General features: G+C 64.2%; 17 protein-coding genes. 11 read left to right on the forward strand and 6 right to left on the reverse strand.

What is annotated here, in order from left to right; all coding sequences use genetic code 11:
* Nucleotides 1-2: 2 nt before the first annotated feature.
* Genes DIC66_RS08720 through DIC66_RS08730 form a run of 3 tightly spaced genes read right to left on the reverse strand, consistent with a single transcriptional unit; the run spans nt 3 to nt 3110 of the window.
* Entirely contained in the window at nt 3-920 is a 918-nt protein-coding gene (locus tag DIC66_RS08720; RefSeq protein WP_117176177.1) for an NAD(P)-dependent oxidoreductase, read from the reverse strand.
* Between the two features lie 3 nt (nt 921-923).
* Nucleotides 924-2060: a PilT/PilU family type 4a pilus ATPase gene (locus DIC66_RS08725; protein WP_117176179.1), complete on the reverse strand. Its 1137-nt coding sequence runs from the start codon at nt 2058-2060 to the stop codon at nt 924-926.
* Nucleotides 2061-2066: 6 nt separating this feature from the next.
* Nucleotides 2067-3110 carry a type IV pilus twitching motility protein PilT gene (locus DIC66_RS08730; RefSeq protein WP_117176181.1) on the reverse strand — a complete coding sequence of 348 codons (1044 nt, stop codon included), beginning with the start codon at nt 3108-3110 and terminating at the stop codon, nt 2067-2069.
* Nucleotides 3111-3154: 44 nt separating this feature from the next.
* On the opposite strand from DIC66_RS08730, the gene DIC66_RS08735 reads away from it, so the two are divergent.
* Entirely contained in the window at nt 3155-3862 is a 708-nt protein-coding gene (locus DIC66_RS08735) for a YggS family pyridoxal phosphate-dependent enzyme (RefSeq protein WP_117176183.1), read from the forward strand.
* A gap of 28 nt (nt 3863-3890) precedes the next feature.
* Here DIC66_RS08735 and DIC66_RS08740 read toward each other — a convergent pair whose 3' ends face one another.
* Complete coding sequence (locus DIC66_RS08740) at nt 3891-4376, reverse strand: Lrp/AsnC ligand binding domain-containing protein (protein ID WP_117176599.1); 486 nt, start codon at nt 4374-4376, stop codon at nt 3891-3893.
* Between the two features lie 257 nt (nt 4377-4633).
* Between DIC66_RS08740 and DIC66_RS08745 the strand changes: the two genes are divergently transcribed.
* Together DIC66_RS08745 and DIC66_RS08750 are read left to right on the forward strand one after the other, a co-directional pair.
* Entirely contained in the window at nt 4634-7741 is a 3108-nt protein-coding gene (locus tag DIC66_RS08745) for an L-glutamate gamma-semialdehyde dehydrogenase (RefSeq protein WP_117176185.1), read from the forward strand.
* 42 nt (nt 7742-7783) lie between these two features.
* The gene (locus DIC66_RS08750) at nt 7784-8164 is read left to right on the forward strand and encodes a RidA family protein (RefSeq protein WP_117176187.1); all 381 of its coding nucleotides are present in this window, start codon (nt 7784-7786) and stop codon (nt 8162-8164) included.
* An 11-nt stretch (nt 8165-8175) separates the two neighbouring features.
* Here DIC66_RS08750 and DIC66_RS08755 read toward each other — a convergent pair whose 3' ends face one another.
* Together DIC66_RS08755 and DIC66_RS08760 are read right to left on the reverse strand one after the other, a co-directional pair.
* Nucleotides 8176-8727, reverse strand: coding sequence for an OsmC family protein (locus DIC66_RS08755; RefSeq protein WP_117176189.1), 552 nt, complete (start codon nt 8725-8727; stop codon nt 8176-8178).
* 2 nt (nt 8728-8729) lie between these two features.
* Nucleotides 8730-9542 (reverse strand): class I SAM-dependent methyltransferase, encoded by an 813-nt coding sequence (locus tag DIC66_RS08760; protein WP_117176191.1) that lies wholly within the window; start codon nt 9540-9542, stop codon nt 8730-8732.
* 282 nt (nt 9543-9824) lie between these two features.
* On the opposite strand from DIC66_RS08760, the gene DIC66_RS08765 reads away from it, so the two are divergent.
* The 8 genes from DIC66_RS08765 to DIC66_RS08800 all read left to right on the forward strand — a co-directional run bounded on the left by DIC66_RS08765 (nt 9825) and on the right by DIC66_RS08800 (nt 21002).
* A complete protein-coding gene (locus DIC66_RS08765; RefSeq protein WP_117176601.1) occupies nt 9825-10364 on the forward strand; it encodes an OsmC family protein in 540 nt (179 codons plus the stop codon).
* Between the two features lie 5 nt (nt 10365-10369).
* The gene (locus DIC66_RS08770) at nt 10370-11326 is read left to right on the forward strand and encodes an AraC family transcriptional regulator (protein ID WP_117176193.1); all 957 of its coding nucleotides are present in this window, start codon (nt 10370-10372) and stop codon (nt 11324-11326) included.
* Between the two features lie 61 nt (nt 11327-11387).
* Nucleotides 11388-13646, forward strand: a complete 2259-nt coding sequence (locus DIC66_RS08775) for a SulP family inorganic anion transporter (protein WP_117176194.1) — start codon at nt 11388-11390, stop codon at nt 13644-13646.
* 56 nt (nt 13647-13702) lie between these two features.
* A complete protein-coding gene (locus DIC66_RS08780; protein WP_233505846.1) occupies nt 13703-14554 on the forward strand; it encodes an HDOD domain-containing protein in 852 nt (283 codons plus the stop codon).
* Nucleotides 14555-14587: 33 nt separating this feature from the next.
* The gene (nosR, locus tag DIC66_RS08785; protein WP_233505847.1) at nt 14588-15931 is read left to right on the forward strand and encodes a response regulator c-di-GMP phosphodiesterase, NosR family; all 1344 of its coding nucleotides are present in this window, start codon (nt 14588-14590) and stop codon (nt 15929-15931) included.
* 25 nt (nt 15932-15956) lie between these two features.
* On the forward strand, nt 15957-18608 hold the full coding sequence (locus DIC66_RS23600) for a GAF domain-containing protein (RefSeq protein ID WP_158558879.1): 2652 nt from the start codon (nt 15957-15959) through the stop codon (nt 18606-18608).
* Nucleotides 18605-20113: a bacteriohemerythrin gene (locus DIC66_RS08795; protein ID WP_117176198.1), complete on the forward strand. Its 1509-nt coding sequence runs from the start codon at nt 18605-18607 to the stop codon at nt 20111-20113. Before DIC66_RS23600 ends, DIC66_RS08795 begins: the two co-directional genes overlap by 4 nt.
* A 28-nt stretch (nt 20114-20141) precedes the next feature.
* Entirely contained in the window at nt 20142-21002 is an 861-nt protein-coding gene (locus DIC66_RS08800; RefSeq protein ID WP_117176200.1) for an HDOD domain-containing protein, read from the forward strand.
* The last annotated feature ends 102 nt before the right edge of the window (nt 21003-21104 follow it).

A 21104-nucleotide genomic window follows, 5' to 3' on the forward strand; every position in this document is an offset into this window, starting at 1 on the left:
GCTTATTTCAGACGCTTGATCAGGCTGCTGGTGTCCCAGCGCCGTCCGCCCATGTGCTGCACGTCGGCATAGAACTGGTCCACCAGCGCAGTAACCGGCAGGCGCGCGCCGTTGCGCTTGGCTTCGTCCAGCACCAGCCCTAAGTCCTTGCGCATCCAGTCCACGGCAAAGCCGAAGTCGAACTTGTCGGCCACCATGGTCTTGCCGCGGTTGTCGAGCTGCCAGCTTTGCGCGGCACCCTTGCCAATCACATCGAGCACCTGGTTCATGTCCAGTCCGGCGTTCTGGCCAAAGGCAATGGCTTCCGAGAGGCCCTGCACCAGCCCTGCAATGCAGATCTGGTTCACCATCTTGGCCAACTGGCCCGCGCCGCTTTCACCCAGCAGGGTGAAGGCGCGCGAAAACGCCATGCCCACGGGCTGCGCCTTGGCAAAGGCGGCCGCGTCGCCACCGCACATCACGGTGAGCATGCCGTTTTGCGCACCGGCCTGGCCGCCGGACACTGGCGCGTCCACAAATTCAATGCCTGCCAGTTTGGCCGCCGCCGCGAGTTCACGTGCAATGCTGGCCGAGGCCGTGGTGTGGTCCACAAACACGGCGCCTGGCTGCATGCCGGCAAAGGCGCCGTCAGCGCCCAGGGTCACGCTGCGCAAATCGTCATCGTTGCCGACGCAGCAAAACACGACGTCGGCTTGGGCTGCGGCTGCGCGCGGGGTCAGGGCATGGGTGTGCTTGGCGCCACTTGCGTTGAACTCGGCCAGCCAGGCTTCGGACTTGGCGGCCGTGCGGTTGTAGACGGTGACGCGGTGCCCGGCCTGGGCCAGGTGGCCCGCCATGGGATAACCCATGACGCCAAGGCCAAGAAAGGCAACCGAGACAGGGGAGATGGATTCGTAGGTTTTGGCGTTGATGCTGGACATAAGTTACATGATGGCGAAATTTTCGGTGCCGGCACTCAGGTCTTGCGACTTGCCGCGCACACCGTTGAGTTTGATCTGCAGACGCAGGTCATTGAGCGAGTCGGCATTGCGCAGCGCGTCTTCGTAGGTGATGGCATTGGCCTCGTACAGGTCAAACAGGGCCTGGTCAAAGGTCTGCATGCCGGAGTTGCGGCTCTTCTTCATGATCTCTTTCACCTCGGTGACTTCGCCCTTGAAGATCAGGTCCGAAATCAGGGGCGAGTTGATCATGATCTCCACCGCAGCCACCCGGCCCTTGCCGTCCTGCTTGGGGATCAGGCGCTGCGATACCAGGGCCTTGAGGTTGAGCGACAGGTCCATGAGCAACTGGCTGCGCCGCTCTTCCGGGAAGAAGTTGATGATGCGGTCCAGCGCCTGGTTGGCGCTGTTGGCGTGCAGGGTGGCCAGGCACAGGTGGCCGGTCTCGGAGAAGGCCACGGCGTGCTCCATCGTCTCGCGGTCGCGGATTTCACCCATCAGGATCACGTCGGGTGCCTGGCGCAAGGTGTTCTTCAGTGCGGCCTCCCAGCTGTCGGTGTCCAGGCCCACTTCGCGTTGGGTCACCACGCAGTTCTTGTGGGCATGCACAAACTCCACCGGGTCTTCGATGGTGATGATGTGGCCCCAGGAGTATTCGTTGCGCCAGTCCACCATGGCGGCCAGCGTGGTGGACTTGCCGGAGCCGGTGGCGCCCACCATGATGCACAGGCCGCGCTTGGCCAGCACAATTTCCTTGAGCACCTGGGGCACACCCAGGCCATCAATGGTGGGCAGCACGGCCGGGATCACCCGCAGCACCAGACCCACCTTGCCCTGCTGGATAAACACATTCACCCGGAAGCGCCCCACGCCGGGTGGCGAGATGGCAAAGTTGCCTTCCTTGGTGCGCTCGAATTCGGCAATCTGCTTGTCGCTCATGATGGAGCGTGCCAGCGCCAGCGTGTGGGCAGCGTTGAGCGGTTGCGGCGACACCTTGGTGATCTTGCCGTCCACCTTGATGGCGGGCGGAAACTCGGCGGTGATGAACAGGTCACTGCCATTGCGGCTGACCATGAGCCGCAGCAAATCGTTGATGAACTTGGTGGCCTGATCGCGTTCCATAGTGTTCTACCCTGGGAAATTTTCTGGGATTTTTGCTTTACCGCGTGCTTCGGCCGGGCTGATGATGTTGCGCTTGACCAGGTCCGACAGGTTCTGGTCCAGGGTTTGCATGCCCACGGCATTGCCGGTCTGGATGCTGGAGTACATCTGCGCCACCTTGGCCTCGCGGATCAGGTTGCGGATGGCGCTGGTGCCCAGCATGATTTCATGGGCCGCCACGCGGCCCTGGCCGTCCTTGGTCTTGCACAGGGTTTGCGAGATCACCGCCTGCAGCGACTCTGACAACATGGCGCGCACCATTTCCTTTTCGTCGGCGGGGAACACGTCAATGATCCGGTCAATCGTCTTGGCAGCACTCGAGGTGTGCAGCGTGCCAAATACCAGGTGGCCGGTTTCAGCGGCCGTCATGGCCAGGCGTATGGTTTCCAGGTCACGCATTTCGCCCACCAGAATCGCGTCCGGGTCTTCACGCAGGGCAGACTTCAAGGCCGCAGCAAACGACAGGGTGTGCGGACCCACCTCGCGCTGGTTGATCAGGCATTTTTTGGATTCATGCACAAACTCGATCGGGTCTTCTACGGTGAGGATGTGGCCGAACTCGGTTTCGTTCAGGTAGTTGACCATGGCCGCCAGCGTGGTGGACTTGCCCGAACCGGTGGGTCCGGTGACCAGCACCATGCCGCGCGGCTTGAGCGCGAGTTCGCCAAAAATCTTGGGCGCATTCAACTGCTCGAGCGACAGGATCTTGCTGGGAATGGTCCGGAACACGGCGCCGGCACCGCGCTGGTGGTTGAAGGCGTTCACCCGAAAGCGTGCCAGGCCATCAATCTCAAACGAGTAGTCAATCTCCAGAAACTCTTCGTAGTGTTTGCGCTGGGTGTCGTTCATGATGTCGTACACCATGCTGTGCACCTGCTTGTGGTCCAGCGCTTCCACATTGATGCGGCGCACGTCACCGTGCACACGGATCATGGGCGGCAGGCCGGCCGAGAGGTGAAGGTCCGACGCTTTGTTTTTGACACTGAAGGCCAGCAGTTGGGTGATATCCACAGAGTCCTCGTTCGCTTGATGTTGTTTGGTACGCTTGGGCGATTATGACCATGATTGCCGACAATCTCCAAGGTGTGCGCCACCGTATTGCACAAGCCTGCGCAGCCTGTGGCCGTCCAGCCGATGCGGTCACGCTGCTGGCGGTATCCAAAACCTTTGGTGCCGATGCGGTGCGTGCTGCCTGCGCTGCGGGTCAAAGCGCTTTTGGCGAAAACTACATCCAGGAAGCGGTGGACAAAATGGCCGCTTTGGCCGACCTGCCGCTGCAGTGGCACTGCATTGGTCCGATCCAGAGCAACAAGACACGCCTGGTGGCAGCGCACTTTGACTGGGCCCACACGGTGGACCGCCTGAAGACGGCACAGCGTCTGAGCGACCAGCGGCCCCAAGGCATGGCGCCACTGCAGGTGTGCATCCAGGTCAATATTGACGGCGGTGCTACCAAGGCCGGCGTGGCGCCCGAGGCGGTGCTGGAACTGGCGCGGCAGATCCAGGCCCTGCCCAACTTGCGCCTGCGTGGCCTCATGACCATCCCCGAACCAGCCGCGGACTTTGCTGCCGCTTGCGCCGTACATGCCAAGGCACGTGCACTGTTCGATGCGCTCAATGCCCAGGGCCTGCAACTCGACACCCTGTCCATGGGCATGTCAGGCGATCTGGAAGCCGCTGTTCAGTCGGGCAGCACCATGGTGCGCTTGGGCAGCGCCATCTTCGGTGGACGGCATTACCCCCACGCGGCTGTCCCCGCTTGACGCCGGGTTGTCTCTACCGCGTGACGGCTCAGTCCAGCTTCAGGTGCGTGGTGTTCTTGACTTCTTCCATCACCGCATAGGTGCGCGTCTCGCGCACACCGGGTAGCTGCCACAGCACCGTGCCGGCGAAGTCACGGTAGGCGCCCATGTCGGCAATGCGGGTCTTGAGCAGGTAGTCAAAGCCTCCCGCCACCATGTGGCACTCCTGGATCTCGCCATGCACTTGCACTGCGGCCTTGAAGGCGTCAAACACATTGGGTGTGGTGCGGTCCAGCAGCACCTCGACAAAGACCGTCATGCCCGCATCCAGCTTGATGGGGTTCAGCCTGGCTTCGTAGCCCAGGATAAAACCATCCTTGGTCAGCCGCTGCACCCGCGACAGCACGGCCGTGGGTGACAGGGCTACCGTCTCTGCCAGTTTCAGGTTGGAGATGCGGCCGTCCTGCTGCAGACAATTGAGAATCTTCAGGTCAATGCGGTCCAGGTCGGCGCGGCCATTGGAAACGTGGGTCATGGTTTTGATGGCCTGTCTGTATATGGGTAGGAGCACCAATAGCTGCAGCATTCACTATTTGGAATGCCTATCCTAAGACAATATGATGGTCTTGATCACTTTCATGGATGTTTTTGCTTCATTTCATCAGATTTTGGGGTGAATGCTGAAAATACTTGATCGCCGTGTTTATCACTAAATTCCTGTCTGAATACAGTTAGCAATTCAAAGCGGCTTCCGGGAAGATCGCGTTTATTGCTATTTTCAGGAGACTTCCCTTGCTAATCCATTCCCAGCTACCTTCCCCCTACCGCTCCGAGAGTGAGGTCGTCGCACGACACTTGCAGGTGGTCACCACCGGGCTGGACTGGGCCGCAGCCGCCCGCGCCGCCACCCCCTGGGTGCAGTCCGTGCGCGACAACCCGCCACCTTTTTGGGCCATGGAAAGCCTGTTGCGCGAATACCCGATATCCAGCGCAGAGGGCCTGGCCCTGATGCGCCTGGCCGAAGCCCTGTTGCGCGTGCCCGATGCCGAAACTGCCATTGCCCTGACCGCCGACCAGCTCGGCCGGGCCGACTTCGAGGGCAGCAGCGACAAGGTGCTCTCGCGCCTGTCCAGCACGGCCATTGCCCTGTCCAAACACTTCCTGCCCGACCCGCAAACCGGTCAGGGCCCGCAGGCCGAGCCCGGCTTGATGGCCAAGCTGGGCGCCAAGACGGTGGTGGCCGCCACCCTGCGCGCGGTGCAACTGCTGGGCCGCCAGTTTGTGCTGGGCCAGACCATGGCCGAGGCCATGCAGGAGGCTGATTCCGCACGCAAGCAGCACCATGCGAGCGTTGCGCCGCTGGGCCGCCCCGAGGCGCAACAGCCCCCCGGGGGGGCAGCGACGACACGCAGTGCGGGAGCGTGGGGGCTCACATATTCTTACGATATGTTGGGGGAAGGCGCACGCACGGATGCGGACGCGCTGCGCTATCTGGACAGCTATACCAAAGCCATCACCTTCATTGCCAGCCACACGGACAGCAGCCGCGCGCCCGAGCGCAACGACGGCATCAGCATCAAGCTCAGCGCCCTGCACCCGCGCTACGAAGACGCGCAAAGCCAGCGCGTGATGGACGAACTGGTGCCCCGCGTCTGGAGCCTGTGCGAGCTGGCCGCCCGCGCCAACATCAACCTCACCATTGATGCCGAAGAGGTGGACCGGCTGGAACTCTCGCTCGATGTGTTTGCCGCGCTGCTGCAGCGCGTGGCCCAACACTGCCCAGAGTGGTCTGGCTTTGGCCTGGCCCTGCAGTCCTACCAGACGCGTTCGCTGGAGCTGATCGAGCACCTCACCACACTGGCCCGCTCGCTCAAGGTGCGGCTGATGTGCCGCCTGGTCAAGGGCGCCTATTGGGATGCGGAAATCAAGCGCGCCCAGGAGTTGGGCCTGCCCACCTACCCGGTGTTCACCCACAAGCACCACACCGATGTGTCCTACCTGGCTTGCGCCCGGCGCCTGCTGGACGCGCCCGACGCCATCTACCCGCAGTTCGCCACCCACAACGCCGCCACCATCGCCGCCATCCTGCAAATGGCTGCACGCACCGGCGGCCCGTTTGAGCTGCAGCGCCTGCACGGCATGGGCGAGGGCGTGTACCGCGAGGTGCTCAAGAACCCCACCGTGTCCTGCCGCGTCTACGCCCCGGTGGGCGCCCACCGCGACCTGCTGGCCTATCTGGTGCGCCGCCTGCTGGAGAACGGCGCCAACTCCTCGTTTGTGCACCAGATGGCCGATGAGTCGGTGAACATGCAGGAGCTGCTGATCTCGCCCTTGCGCCTGGAGCCGCAGCCTTCGCTGCCATTGCCCATTGATCTGTTCGGCACGCATGCGGGTGCCCGCAAAAACAGCACCGGCCTGGACCTGACCGTGCCTGCCATGCGTGCGCCACTCTTGGCCGCGCTGCAAAGCACTGCCGTGCCGGCTGTCGCTACTGCCAACGTGGCCGAGGTGGCCAAAGCCTTCCAGGCCAGCCAGGCCAGCTTTGCCGCCTGGAGCCATACCGACGTGGCCGCACGCGCCACCATCCTGCGCCGCGCTGCCGACGCCATGCTGGCCGACACGCCGAGCCTGTGCGCCATCCTGGTCAAGGAAGCCTTCAAGACCTGGGGCGACGCGGTATCGGAAGTGCGCGAGGCGGTGGACTTCCTGCGCTACTACGCCGACGAGGCCGAGCGCATCATGCAGCCCATCGCCATGCCGCAGGTGCATGGTGCTACTGCTGCGGCCTATACCTACGGTGTGACCGGCGAGACCAATACCTTGCGTCTGACGGCCCGCGGCGTCTGGGTCTGCATCAGCCCCTGGAATTTCCCGCTGGCCATTTTTGCTGGCCAGGTGGCCGCAGCCCTGGCCACCGGCAACACGGTGCTGGCCAAACCCGCCGAGCAAACCCCGGGCGTGGCCCTGGCCGCTGTGCGCCTGTTGCACGCCGCCGGTGTGCCCGCTGACGCCCTGCAACTGCTGCATGGCACTGGCGAGACCGTGGGTGCGGCCCTGGTGGCGCAACCCGGCGTGGCCGGTGTGGTGTTTACCGGCTCCACCCAGGTGGCAAAAATCATCCAGCGCGCGCTGGCCGCCAAGGATGGCGCCATCGTCCCGCTGATTGCCGAGACCGGTGGCATCAACGCCATGGTGGTGGATTCATCGGCCCTGCCCGAGCAGGTGGTGGACGCCGTGGGCATGAGCGCCTTCCGCTCGGCCGGCCAGCGCTGCTCGGCCCTGCGTCTGTTGTGCGTGCACGCGTCGATAGCCGATGGTGTGATCGAGATGGTGCAGGGTGCTGCGCGTGAGCTGGTCAGCGGCAACCCGGCGGACCTGTCCACCGATGTCGGACCGGTGATTGACAGGGAAGCCTATGACAATATCCAGCGCCAGATCGCGCGACTGACGAAAGAGGCCAAGGTGGTGGTGCAGCCCGCTGCCAATGAACAAAGCGCCCTGCCCAACCTGATTGCGCCACACGCGTTTGAAGTGAACAGCATTGCCGACGTGCAAGCCGAAATCTTCGGCCCGGTGCTGCAAATCGTGCGCTGGTCGGGTGACCCGTCCGAGGTGGTGGCACAGATCAATGCGCTGGGCTACGGTCTCACCTTTGGCATCCAGACCCGCATCGATTCGCGCGCCCAGGCCCTGGCCCATGCCGCGCACATTGGCAATGTCTACATCAACCGCAACATGATTGGCGCCGTGGTCGGCGTGCAGCCCTTTGGTGGTGAAGGCTTGAGCGGCACCGGCCCCAAGGCCGGTGGCCCGCACTACCTGTACCGCTTCTGCGCCGAGCAGACCATCACCGTGAACACCACCGCTGCGGGCGGCAACGCGGCGCTGCTGGCGCGCTAAGGACGATACTCAGGGCCACCTCTTGCTCAGGGAAAGCACGCCATGGCCCGTGAAATCATCTTCAGCGCAGACGCGGCCAAGCCACCGCCCACCTACAGCCAGGCCGTCAAGGCGGCCGGGCTGGTGTTTGTGTCGGGCACCGGGCCCTATGACGCGCAGAGCGGGGCCATCGTGGGCGACACCATCCAGGAGCAGACGCGCCAGTGCCTGCGCAATATCTCGGCCATTCTGGCTGCAGCGGGCAGCTCGCTCTCCCAGGTGGTGAGCGCCACCGTGATCCTGCTGGACGAGTCCGACTTTGCCGGCATGAACGAAGAATGGCTGCAGTGGTTCCCCCAGGACCCGCCGGCACGCCAGGCCGCCAAACTGCCGGTGCGTGTGCCCGGCCTGCGTATTTCGATTGCAGCCATCGCCCAAGCCTGAGGGGGGTGGTTTCAAGCGGCAGGTGCAACGCCTAGCCCCGTCACATGAAACCGGGTGCTCACCGGTGGCGGGTGCTGCAGGGTTTGCTGCACCACGCAGCAGCGCTCGGCAGCGCTTTGCAGGCTGGCCAGCAAGCGCGGCGGCGTGCCTTCAGCCACGGCCAGGTGGACGTCACAGGCCATGGACTGAAAGCCCGTGGGCACTTCGGCGTCCATGCCCAAAGCCCCGCGCACATCCACATTGGCCGTTACCCGCACCTCCAGCGCCGTGATCACCACGCCCAGGCGGTTGGCCACCATGCGCAGGGCCGAGTCCTGGCAGGCCGCAAGGGCCGCGCACAGCAGGTCCCCAGGGGTTGGGGCATCGTGCGGCCCGCCCAGGGCGCGGTGTACGCCCATGGGAACCCACACGCCGCAGCCGTCCATGGGCGTCACCTGCGAATGAAAGGGGTCGGCGGTGTTGGGCCCGCAGCTGCGCGCATGGTCGGTCACCAGCGCCAGCGCGGGGTTCTCCAGGTAGAGCTTGCGCAGTGCGGCCTGCGCCTCGCGCACAAGGGAGGCCATGCTCAGCGCCGTGTCACCACGATTTCGAGGTATTCGCTGGGCACCACCAGGGTGCCGGGGCCGCCGCTGTTCATGCGCTGCAGCAGCGCGGTGAGGTCCTGCTCCAGGGCCAGCGCGCCCTCGGGCGGCAGAGCGGCAAAGGCCTTGTGTACCGGCCCGTACCAGGTGCGAAACACCTCGATGAAATGCGCCGCCGAGCGGTAGCGGAAGTTGAACACCAGGGGCTTGGCCTGGATGCTGGCCGCCGAACTGCCAAACAGCGCCTCCAGCTGCGCCACCACGCCCCAGCGCGAAGGCGGCTGCAGGCCCGCGGGCGGGGGCAGGTGTCGCCCCAGGGTCTTGAACACCTGGCCGATGAACCCTTCCGGTGTCCAGTTGGCCATGCCGATGCGCCCACCGGGGCGGCACACGCGCAGCATTTCCGTGGCGGTGCGGGCCTGGTCGGGCGCAAACATGGCGCCAAAGGTGGACAGCACCGCATCAAAGCTGGCGTTGGCAAAAGGCAGGGCCTCGGCATCGGCCAGCTGGAAGTCAATGGTCAGGCCTTCGGCCTGGGCCCGTGCCGCGCCGTGCTCCAGCAGGCTGCCCACATAGTCGGTCGAGGTCACCTTGCAACCGCGCCGCGCGGCCGCCAGGCTGGCATTGCCGTTGCCTGCGGCCACATCCAGCACGCGCTCGTCGCAGCACAGGTTGCAGGCCTCCGCCAGCGACTCGCCGACGATTTGCAGGGTGGTGCCTATCACGGCGTAGTCGCCACTGGCCCAGGCCGTTTGTTGGCGGGTTTTGATGGCCGAAAAATCGATTGCGGTGTCCATGGTGGTGAGTCCTTGAAAGGGTGGTTGAAAGGGATGGTTGAAAGAGTGGCTGAAAGGGGTGAGGGCAGTGTGCTGTCAGGCCTGCCGGTCTGTCCTGCCCGGGCGTCGCGCGCCATTGGCCCAGCGTCCGCCGCTGGCATGAGGCATAGGCTGCAGTTGTCCGGGCGTCCGGATTTGCTGCGCTTTCATCCGGATGGCATGCGCGCATCCGTTGGTGCATGGCAGGTCTATGCCCGCAGCACCCAAAATGCCAGAATCAACACCATTCAGGGAGAACCCGCCATGTCACTTCAGGCCATTGCAGCAGCGGTCGCACGCGTCAAGGCAGCCTTCACACGGCGCCCCGAGGCGGGCGTGCACGACGACGGCCCCGCCACAGCGCGCTGGGTATCGGCCAGCCGCGTGGTGGTGCGCAACCCCGACGGGCTGGAGGTCATTACCGATATGCCGGTGGAGTTGGGCGGCAGCGGCGGCCAGTTCACGCCGGGCTGGCTGATGCGCGCCGGCATGGCTTCCTGTGCCGCCACCTCCATCACGCTGGCCTGCGCCAGCCAGGGCGTGGCGCTCACCGCACTGCAGGTGGATGTGGCCAGCCGCTCCGATGCCCGTGGGCTGTTGGGCATGGCCGGGGCTGACGGGGCCACGGTGTATGCCGGCCCGTTTGATGTGGTCTTGCGCGTCAGCCTGTCGGCCGCGGGTGCCACGCCAGAGGATCTGCAGGCGCTGGTGCAAAAGTGCCTGGGCCACTCCCCCGTACCCTGTGCGATGGCCACGGCCACACCGTTTGACCTGCAGGTGCGGATCATGGACGCCGCCCTGTAGAGGCCATGGACGCCCTGTCGGAAACCCTGCGCGTGGTGCGCCTGATAGGCGCCATCTTCATCAACGGCCGCTTCACCGCGCCCTGGTGCTACCAGTCCCCGCATGCCGACTACGCCGCGCCCTTTCTGGAGCCGGGCGCCGAGCGCGTGGTGATCTTCCACATGATCACCGAAGGCGCGTGCTATGTGGAGATGGCGGGCCAGGCGCCGCTGCACCTGCAGGCCGGTGACGCGGTGATCTTCCCCCAGGGCGATGCGCACCGCATGTGCTCGCAGCCCGGCGTGCCCGCAGCCACCGGGGCCCGGCTGGACGTGGTGCTGTCCAAGCGCCCGCGCCAGCTGGCCTACGGCGGGGGCGGTGCGGTCACGCGCCTGGTGTGCGGCTACCTGGCGTGCGATGCGCGCTTGGCCCGCATGCTGCTGGCGGGCCTGCCGCCGGTGGTCAAGGTGGATGTGCGCGGCTCCAGCGCGGGGGCCTGGCTGGAGGCCTCGCTGCGCTATGCGCTCAGCGAAGCACGCTCGCCGCGCCCGGGCGGCATGGGGGTGCTGGCCAAGCTCTCCGAGGTGCTGTTTATTGAGGTGCTGCGCATCTACATGAACGCCAACGCCCCGGGTCGCACCGGCTGGCTGGCCGGTGTGGGCGACCGCATTGTGGGCGCGGCGCTGGCCGCGTTGCACAAGAACCCGGCCCAGGCCTGGACGCTGGAGAGCCTGGCCAGCGAGGCCGGTACCTCGCGCTCGGTGCTGGCCGAACGCTTCCAGCTGATTGTGGGCATGGCGCCCATCCAGTACCTCACGCAGTGGCGCATGCTGTTGGCAGCCAACCTGCTCACCGCCAGCAACGCGCCGCTGATCCGCATTGCCGAAGAGGTGGGCTACCAGACCGATGCCGCCTTCAGCCGCGCCTTCAGCCGCGAGTACGGCCTGCCACCGGCCAAGTGGCGGCGTGGCCTGCGAACTTGATGCATTTTTGCCAGCAGCCTACACTGGCCTTCCAATAAGACAGACAGGCAGAGGCAATTCCATGACGGCACTCACACGCGTTCTAGACCGATTCAAGGTGCCGGGCGATTTGTGGGGCGGCTTTGCCTCCATGCTGGTGGCGCTGCCGGCCTCGGTGGGTTTTGGGGTTACTGTCTATTCGGCCATCAGCCCGCAGTACGCGGTGTTTGGTGCACTGGCCGGCATTCTGGGTGCCACCGCGCTGGGCCTGATTGCCCCCACCTTTGGCGGCACCGACCGGCTCATCAGCGCACCCTGTGCACCCGCAGCCGCCGTGCTCTCGGCCTTTGCCATCGAGCTGGTGCACCAGGGCACGGCACCGGCCAGCATCGTGCTGCTGCTTACCGTAATGGGCATGCTCACCGGCATGATCCAGATGTTCATCGGCTTCATGGGCGCGGGGCGGCTCATCAAGTACATCCCCTACACCGTGGTCAGCGGCTACCTGAGCGGCGTGGGCCTGATTATTGTGGGCAGCCAGATTCCGCACTTTGTGGGCGCCAGCTCTGATCTGCACTGGTGGCGCGCGCTCACCAGCCCAGAGACCTGGGATGGGCGCAGCCTCATCGTGGGCGGGGCCACGGTGGGCGCGGCCTTTGTGGCCCTGCGCGGCAAGCGCACCATACCGGCCACCATCGTGGGCATCTTGGCGGGCCTCCTGGCCTATGTGCTGCTGGCGCGCAATGACCCGACCATGCGCACCCTGGAAAACAACCCGCTGGTGCTGGGCGCCCTGGGTGCCACGGGTGAGGGCTATCTGCAAACCATCACCAGCCGCTGGACCGATATTGGCGAGCTGCGCCTGTCGCAAATCGCCGCCCTGTTGGGCAGCGCGCTCACGCTGGCAGCACTCCTGTCCATCGACACCCTCAAGACCTGCGTGGTCATCGACCAGATGACGCGCACACGTCACGAGCCCAACCGCGAGCTGCTGGCGCAGGGCCTGGCCAACATCGCCTCCTCGGCTGTGGGTGGCATGCCCGGGGCGGGCACCATGGGCGCCACCATGGTCAACCTCTCCAGTGGTGCGCAGACGCGCGTGTCCGGCGTCATCGAGGGCGTGTTGGCCTTGCTGGCTGCGCTGCTGCTGAGCCAGTTCATTGCATGGGTGCCAGTGGCCACGCTGGCGGGCATCCTGATCGTGGTGGGCCTGCGCATGATAGACACCAAGCCCCTGCGCTTTTTGGAGTCGCGTGCCACCGTGTTTGACTTTGCCGTGGTGCTGGTGGTGGTGGCCTGCGCGCTGACGGTGGGGCTGATTGCTGCCTCGGCCACCGGCGTGGCCCTGTCCATTCTGCTGTTTGTGCGCGAGCAGGTGGGTGGCAGTGTGGTGCGCCACAAGACCTTTGTCAGCCAGCGCTCCAGCACCTGGTACCGCCCCGAGGACGAGATGCGCCTGATCGCCCAGCAGGGCGACAGGGCGGTGATCTTCGAGCTGCAGGGCAGCCTGTTCTTTGGCACCACCTACGAGCTCTACACGCTTCTGGAGCCCGAGCTCAAGACGCGCGACTATGTCATCCTGGACCTGCGCCGCGTGCAGTCGGTGGACATCACCGCGGCCAACATGCTGGGCAATGCACGCGACCTGTTGCGCGAGCGCGGCAAACTGCTGCTGCTCAGCCATGTGCGCGAGCAGTTGCCCAACGGGCGCAACCTGCGCGAGTTCCTGATACAGACCGGGTTGATCGAGCCTGATGTGCCTGTGCCCGCATTGCTGGGCGCCCAGGCGCCAGAGCCACAGGGCACGGTGCGCGTGTTCAAGGACCTGCCCGCCGCCATTGAGTGGGTGGAAGACCGCATCGTCAGCCAGATCGTGCGCCCGCAGGACAGCCAGGCGGCACTGACCCTGCAGGAAATGCAGATGTTCAAGGACCACCGCGACGACACCATGGCCGACCTGGAGGCCAGCCTGCAGCAGCGAAGCTTCAAGGCCGGCGAGACCATTTACGCCATTGGCGACCAGGTGCCCGAGCTGTTCCTGATCCGCAGTGGCGAGGTGCGCATCACCGCCCCGATTGCCGCCAGCCGCCAGGTGCACCACATCGCCACCTATGGACGTGGCGACTTCTTTGGCGGCATGTCCTTTCTGGACGAACTGGCGCGCAGTGAAAACGCCATCGCCCAGACCGACATCGAACTGTTCGCCCTGTCCTTGGAACAGTATGTGCGCCTGAGTGAGAACCACAAGAAGCTCTCGCTGCTGCTGATGACGGCCATCTCCCGCACCCTGGCGCAGCGGTTGCGCCACGCCGACGGCGAGCGCACGCTGCTGCACGCCTGACCCATGATTCGGCTGCCGCCGATACCACGCAGCCCGGGCCGTTTACAGTTAGGTCCATGTCCACCTTGAGCCCCCCCTTTGCGCAGGAATTGCTGGATGCCATCGACCGCATGCATGCCTTTCCTGCCAGCGTGCAAAGCATACTGCGGCTCACGCGTGACGCGGGCATGGCGCCGCGCGATCTGGTGGACGTGATTCAGCGCGACCCTGTCATCACCATCAAGGTCTTGCGGGTGGTCAACTCGGCCTATTACAGCCTCTCCAAGCCCATGACGTCGGTCGATCATGCGGTCGTTTTCCTGGGTTTCAACACCATCAAGAACCTGGCCCTGAGCATCGCCGCTCTGGGTTTGGCGCCAGCGCATCTGCATGCGGCTTTTGACAAGAAGGCCTACCTGCAACACTCGTTGGCAACGGCGGCCATTGCGCGGCGTTTGGGCGCGCGCTTCCCGCAGCCCGAGTCCAACGACTTTTTCATCGGTGGCCTGCTGCATGACTTCGGCAAGATCGTGCTGGCGCAGGTCATCCCCGAGCAGTTCAACAAGGCACTGGAATATGGGCTCTGGCATGGCGTGTCGCTACACAGCGCCCTGATGGAGGTCACAGGCATTGACCAGTCCGAGGTGGGCGCCATGCTGCTGGAGCACTGGCAGTTTCCGGCCGATCTGGTGGACGGCATACGCCACCAGTATGTGCGTGACGCCAGCGCGCCAGTGCTGTCGGTCTGCATCCAGGCCGCCAACCAGATGTGCAAGCGCAAGGGCATGGACTTCGCTGCCAGCGACGCAGCGCTTGCCCTGTCTGCCCCTATGGAGCAGGCTTTAGGCGGTACACTGGATTCCATCATGGACTCGCTTGGCGACATGTCCCAAATCCTGCACGAAGTCACGCAGTTTTCAGACCTGTGACAGGGCGCATGCTTGCATGGGGAGACAAATAACTTGACCGAATCAGATGCCCTTGTGGCCAGGCGCCCCGTCATCCTGTGTGTGGATGACGAGCCCAGCATTTTGTCGGCGCTGCGTCGCCTGTTTCGTACCCACGGCCTTCAGGTGCTTTCCGCTGAGAGTGGCCAGGCCGGGCTGGATCTTCTGGAGACAGAAGCCATCGACCTGGTGATTTCCGACATGCGCATGCCCCAGATGGACGGCGTGGTGTTTCTGGAGCATGTGCGCCAGCGCAAGCCCGACATACTGCGCCTGCTGCTCACCGGCTATGCCGATATCGCGTCCATCACCGGGGCAATCAACCGGGGTGAAATCTACCGCTACATTGCCAAGCCCTGGGACGACAACGACATCATCCTCACCGTGCAGGACGCGCTGGAGCGCAGTGCACTGGTCAAGGAAAAAAAGCGCCTGGAAGCGCTGGTGCTGGCCCACAACGAGCAGCTCAAGGCGCTCAATGCCAGCCTGGAAGTCAAGGTGGAGGCGCGCACCGCCGAGCTCAAAAGGAGCAACGCAGCGCTGAATGGGGCCAATGAGAAGCTCAAGGCCAACTTTCTCACCTCCATCAAGATGTTCACCGCCATGATCGAGTTGCGGGATACGCGCCTGGCGGGCCACACGCGGCGCGTGGCCGATACGGCGCGGCGCTTGGCGCTGGCCCTGGCGCTGGACAACAAGCAGGTGCAGGAGGTCTTTGTCGCCGGTCTGTTGCACGCCATTGGCATGGTCGGCTTTGATGACGAACTGTTGAAAACCCCGGTGGCCAGCATGACGCCGCGCCAACTGGAGGTGTTCAGAAACCACCCTTCCCGTGCCGAGCAACTGCTGATGCCGCTGGCCGAACTCAAGTCCACGGTGGACATCATTGCGGCGCAGCTGGAGCACTTTGACGGTTCGGGCTACCCGCAGGGCACTGCCGGAAAACATATTGCACTGGGTGCCCGCATTCTTGCGGTGGCCGCCGATTTCGACAGCCTGCAGCTGGGTTTGCTGGAGCCGCGCCAACTCAGTCCGCAGGACGCACTGCAGGTCATTCGCCAGGGCAGCGGCCACCATTACGATCCGGCAGTGGTCGACGTCCTCCTGGATATTTTCCAGGACCGCTCACAGGAGGAACGCACGGTCAGTGCGGCCACCAGCAAAGCCGTCACCACCCGTGATCTGGTGGTGGGCATGGTGCTGGCAAGCGACATGACCTCTCCGTCCGGGCTGTTGCTGCTGGCAGCGGGCCATGTGCTGGACGAAGCCGTCATCAGCAAGATCACGAATTTTGAGCGCTCCATTGGCAGTCGTCTTGCCGCCACCATCCGCGTGGGCGAACCGTCGGACTGTGTTTGACGCCTTGGCACCCGGCCGCACCACCATGCATACACAGGACCCGGCACCCATTCCCGAGCGGCTGTACGCTGCGCTCCTGGCCTGTGACCACGTCATCATCCGCAGCACGGGCAGGGCCGCCCTGTTTGATGCCGTCTGCCAACACCTGGTGCGGGATGGCGGCATGCAAATGGCCTGGATTGGCATGCTGGACGCCAGTGACCAACGGCTGTGGCCGCAGGCTCAAAGCGGGGAAGGCTGGAGCCTGCTCGACTGGATCCGCGCGCCCAATGCTGCCGGCTCCCCGGCCGAGCACGACCTGGCCAGTGCCGCCCTGGCCCGCAACCGGGCCCTCTGGTCCAACGACGTGGCCACCGAGCCCCTGCTGAACCCTGTGCGCGAACGGGCCCAAACCCAGGGCTGGCATGCAGCAGCTGCCATTCCACTGCATGTCGATGGCAAAGCGTGCGGTGTGCTGTCTCTGTTTGATTGCGAGCCAGGTGCCTTTGGCAAGCGTGTGCAGCACCTGCTGTTGCAGCTTGCGTCCAACATCAGCACAGCGATAGAGGCGATGGAGCGCGGCGAACGGCGTGCGCAGGGCGAGCTGGCTGCACAGGAAAGCGAGGAGCGCTACAACGCCCTGTTTGCCAGCAGCCCTCTGCCGATGCTGGTGGTGGACCCTGCGGACGGCCGCATCGTGGACGCCAATGTCCGCGCCATGGATTTTTATGGCTGGGATCACGCTGCCATCACCACCCGGTACCTGCACGACATCAACATCCAGAGCCCGCAGGAAATCCGCGAAGAGATGGCGCGGTCCTTGGCATCCGGGCGCACCTTCCAGGATTTCAGGCAGCGGCTGGCCCATGGCGAGGTACGCAACGTCGAGGTGTTTACCAGCCCCATGGACTTCAATGGCCAGACCTACCTGGTGTCTGCCATCCACGATGTGACCGCGCGGCGCATCCTGGAGGCACAGGTGCACCAGGCGCAGTCGCTGATGCAGCGCTTTATCGACCAGCTGCCCGGCACCGCCTTTGTCAAGGACAGCAGCCTGCGTCTGGTGATGGCCAACCAGCAACTCGGGGCCTTGCTGCAAACCCCGCCGCAAGCGCTGATCGGCAAAACCGCGCACGACATATTCCCGCCCGATTTCGCGGATTTCGTCACCTTGCTGGACCGCGAAGTGCTGGAGGCCGGCGCACACCGTGTCTATCCGGAAACCTTTAACGGACGCCACAACGAGACCAGCCTGTTCGTGATTGATGACGGCGCGGGTGAAAAATTCCTGGGCGGCCTGAGCCTGGATATCACCGACCGCTACCTGGCCAAGGAGCGTTCCGCAGCGCTGCTGAAAATCCATGAGCTGGCCGGTGAACTTCCGGAAAACGCATTCCTGAGCGCAGGGCTGGAGCTTGCCGAGAAGCTCACGCAGAGCAAGATCGGCTTTCTGCATTTCGTCAACGAAGACCAGGAGACGCTGGAAATGGTGGCCTGGACGGCCGGTGCACTCAAGGGCTGCACGGCAGCCTATGACGCCCACTACCCGCTGAGCCAGGCCGGCATCTGGGCCGACTGCATGCGCCAGCGTGCGCCGGTGGTATTCAACGACTACGCGGGCTATGCGGCCAGGAAAGGCCTGCCCCAAGGGCATGTCCCCATGCAGCGGCTGATCTCGGTTCCGGTGATTGAGGGCGGCCAGGTGCGCATGCTGCTGGGCGTGGGAAACAAGGAGTCCGACTACCTGGACTTTGACACCGAAACCCTGCAGTTGCTGGGCAACGACCTGTGGCGCATTGCCCGGCGCGGCCGACTCGAGACCTCGCTCAAGCACCGTGTCGATGAGTTGGTGGAGGCCAACCGGCGCCTGTCCGATATGCAGCTGCAACTGCTGCAGTCCGAGAAGATGGCATCCATCGGCCAATTGGCCAGCGGGGTGGCGCATGAAATCAACAACCCCATCGGCTATGTGAAGTCCAACCTGGGTTCACTGGCAGGCTATGTGGACAACCTGCTGCAGATTGTCCGGGGCTATGAAGCCGTGGACCAGCTACAAGGCGATGCCCTTGCACACGCACTGCAGGCGATGGCCCGCAGCAAGGAGGACATGGACTACGCTTTCATGGTGGACGACATCCGGAAATTGATTGATGAATCAGTACAGGGTGTGCAGCGGGTCAGCCAGATCGTGCTGGACCTGAAGAACTTCTCGCGCAAGGGCGATGTAGAGGCCGAGTACGCCGACCTGCAGTCCGGCATCGAGAGTACCGTCAATGTGGTCTGGAACCAGCTGAAGTACAAGGTCAATGTAGTGCGTGAATATGTTCGCTTGCCCCCGGTGCACTGCGTCGCTTCCCAGATCAACCAGGTGGTCATGAACCTGCTGACCAACGCCGAGCAGGCCATCCCTGAGCATGGAACCATCACCCTGCGTACCGGCGTGGAGGGCGACACGGTCTGGTTTGAGGTGCAGGACACCGGATGCGGCATTGCGGCTGACAAGCAGTCGCGCATATTCGAGCCCTTCTACACCAGCAAGCCCGTCGGCCAGGGCACGGGCCTGGGCCTGTCCATCTCGTTTGGCATTGTGCAAAGACACGGTGGCACCATCACCGTGAAGTCGGCCCCCGGTGCCGGCAGCACCTTCCGCGTGACCCTGCCAGTTGAATCACCCCTGAGCCCGGAGACTGTGGCATGAACCTGATGGCCTGGAGTGAACACTTTGTCTCGGGTATTGACGCCGTCGATGCCCAGCACAAGGCGCTGGTGGGGATGATCAACGCAGCAGCGCCCCACCTGGCCAGTGGCGGCGAAGAGGCGCAGCACGCGGTGGGGCCGCTGCTGGACAAGCTGGTGAAGTATGCGCAGAGCCACTTCACCTTCGAGGAGGAGCTGATGCAGGCCGCGCACGTGTTGCCGGTGTATTTCGAGCAGCATTTGAAAACCCACCAGGCCTTCGTCCAGGAAGTGGTCCAGATGCGCGCGCAGTATGAAAAGGGCGAGTCACTCAGCGGCAACGATTTGCTGCACTTCCTCACCAGCTGGCTGACCTTTCACATCCTGTCCGAAGACAAGCACATGGCCCGGCAGGTGCTGGCCATTCGTGCGGGCGAGACTGCGTCGCAGGCGTTTGCATCCCTCGATACCACCCAAGGCGCGCCGCAAGCGGTCTACAACGCCGCGCTGGTGGACCTGTTTTCGCTGCTGACCGCGCGCAACCGCACGCTGACAGAGGCCAACGCACAGGTGCGCGACGCCAAGCGCGAGCTGGAGTCTGCCAACACCCTGCTGGAGGCCAGGGTGAGCGAACGCACCCATGAGTTGGCGGACGCCAACAGCGCCCTGCAAGAAGAGCGGCAGGCCCTGGTGGATTCCATCGCCCGCCTGAAGCAGACCCAGGCCCAGTTGCTGCAATCCGAAAAGATGGCGGCCGTGGGGCAACTTGCAGCGGGCGTGGCGCATGAAATCAACAATCCGATTGGCTTTGTCAATTCCAACCTGGGCACCCTGTCGGGCTATCTGGACCACCTGCTGGCGCTGCTGGCGGTCTATGCCGAGGCACGCAGCAGCCTGCCCGCCGCGCTACTGGCCAGGCTCGAGGCGCTGCCTGCTTACGCGGAGCTGGCCTATATACGGGAAGATGCGCCGGACTTGCTCAGGGAATGCCGGGAAGGGCTGGCCCGGGTGAAGCGCATCGTCAACGACCTGCGTGATTTCAGCCATGCGGGTGATGGCGGCTGGGCTGCCGCCGACATCAACAGCACGCTGGAGAGCGCGCTCAATGTGGTGGGCAACAAGATCCGGCACAAGGCCACGGTTGTCAAGGAATTTGCGCTCTTGCCCCTGGTGGATTGCATTGCAAGCCAGCTCGCCCAGGTCTTTGTGAACCTGTTGCTCAATGCGGCCCAGGCCATCGAAGACACGGGCACGATTACCCTGCGCACCGGCGGCACAGCGGACGCGGTCTGGATAGAGATCAGTGACACGGGCGTAGGCATGTCCGAAGAAACACAAAAGCACGTGTTCGAGCCCTTCTACACCACCAAGCCGGTGGGGCAGGGAACCGGCCTGGGCCTGTCCGTGTCCTGGGACATTGTGAGGCGCCACGCTGGCAGTGTGGAATTGCACAGCACCCTGGGCCAGGGCACGCGCGTTCACATTACGCTACCGGTCTCGCATGCCGGGCAGACTGTAGCTGCCTAGCCAACCAAGCCATCAACGGAATACCTGAATGGATCTCAAGAGCCTGATGGAGCACCACAGCAAGCTGCCCACCATTGCGCAGGTGGCGCAACGGGTGCTTGCCAGCTTCGGATCGGAAGATGTGCGTGTGGGGGAGATAGCGGACCTGATTGAGGCCGACCCGGTGCTCAGCGCCAAGCTCTTGCGCCTGGCCAACTCGTCCTACTTCCAGCTCAGCCGGTCGGTTGAAAGCGTGGACGACGCCATTCGCGTGATGGGCATGGCCATGGTGCGGCAGCTGGTTGTCACGGGGGGCATCGTCGGCACCTTTGCCAATACCCCGGGCATGGCGTTGCGGCCGTTCTGGACGCACAGCCTCTACACCGCATGCGCTGCCCGCTGGCTGGCAGAGCACAGCGACGTCCACGGCGAACTGGCCTTCACGCTGGGCCTGCTGCATGGCATCGGACAACTGCATATGCACAGTGCCGCGCCTGTGGCCATGCAGGCGCTGGACTTGCAGCTGCCCGTGCTGCATGCCGACCGCCTGGCGTTTGAGAAGGCCGCTTTGGGCTTCCATTTTCTGGACGTTTCTGCCGCCCTGGCACGCCTGTGGAATTTTCCGTCCACGCTGGTGGAGCCTATGGCGCAGATTGCCGAGCCATTGGCAGGGCCGCATTTCTCCGAAGCAGCAGCGGTGGTGCACCTGGCCGCCTGGCATGCGCGCAACACCCTGCTGGACAGCCCCCCGCAGGACATCGGCGCGCACTACCCCCACGCCGTGGCTGCGCGGCTGGGGATTTCTTCCGGATGGGTGTTGCCAGAACCCGCCGCCGCTGGCCTGAAGGCCATGCCCCCCATGCCCTCCCTGCACGAACTCGCGCACGGCCTGGACGGCATGCTCGACTGAACGCACGCCGCTGCTGCGCGCATGCAGGGCAGCAGGTCGCGTGCAGACAAGAGTTGCGCCTGCCTGTGGCGCTACCATTTGCCCTTGCTTAGTTCCTTTGAT

The sequence above is a fragment of the Rhodoferax lacus genome, from assembly GCF_003415675.1.
Classification (GTDB): Bacteria; Pseudomonadota; Gammaproteobacteria; order Burkholderiales; family Burkholderiaceae_C; genus Allorhodoferax; species Allorhodoferax lacus.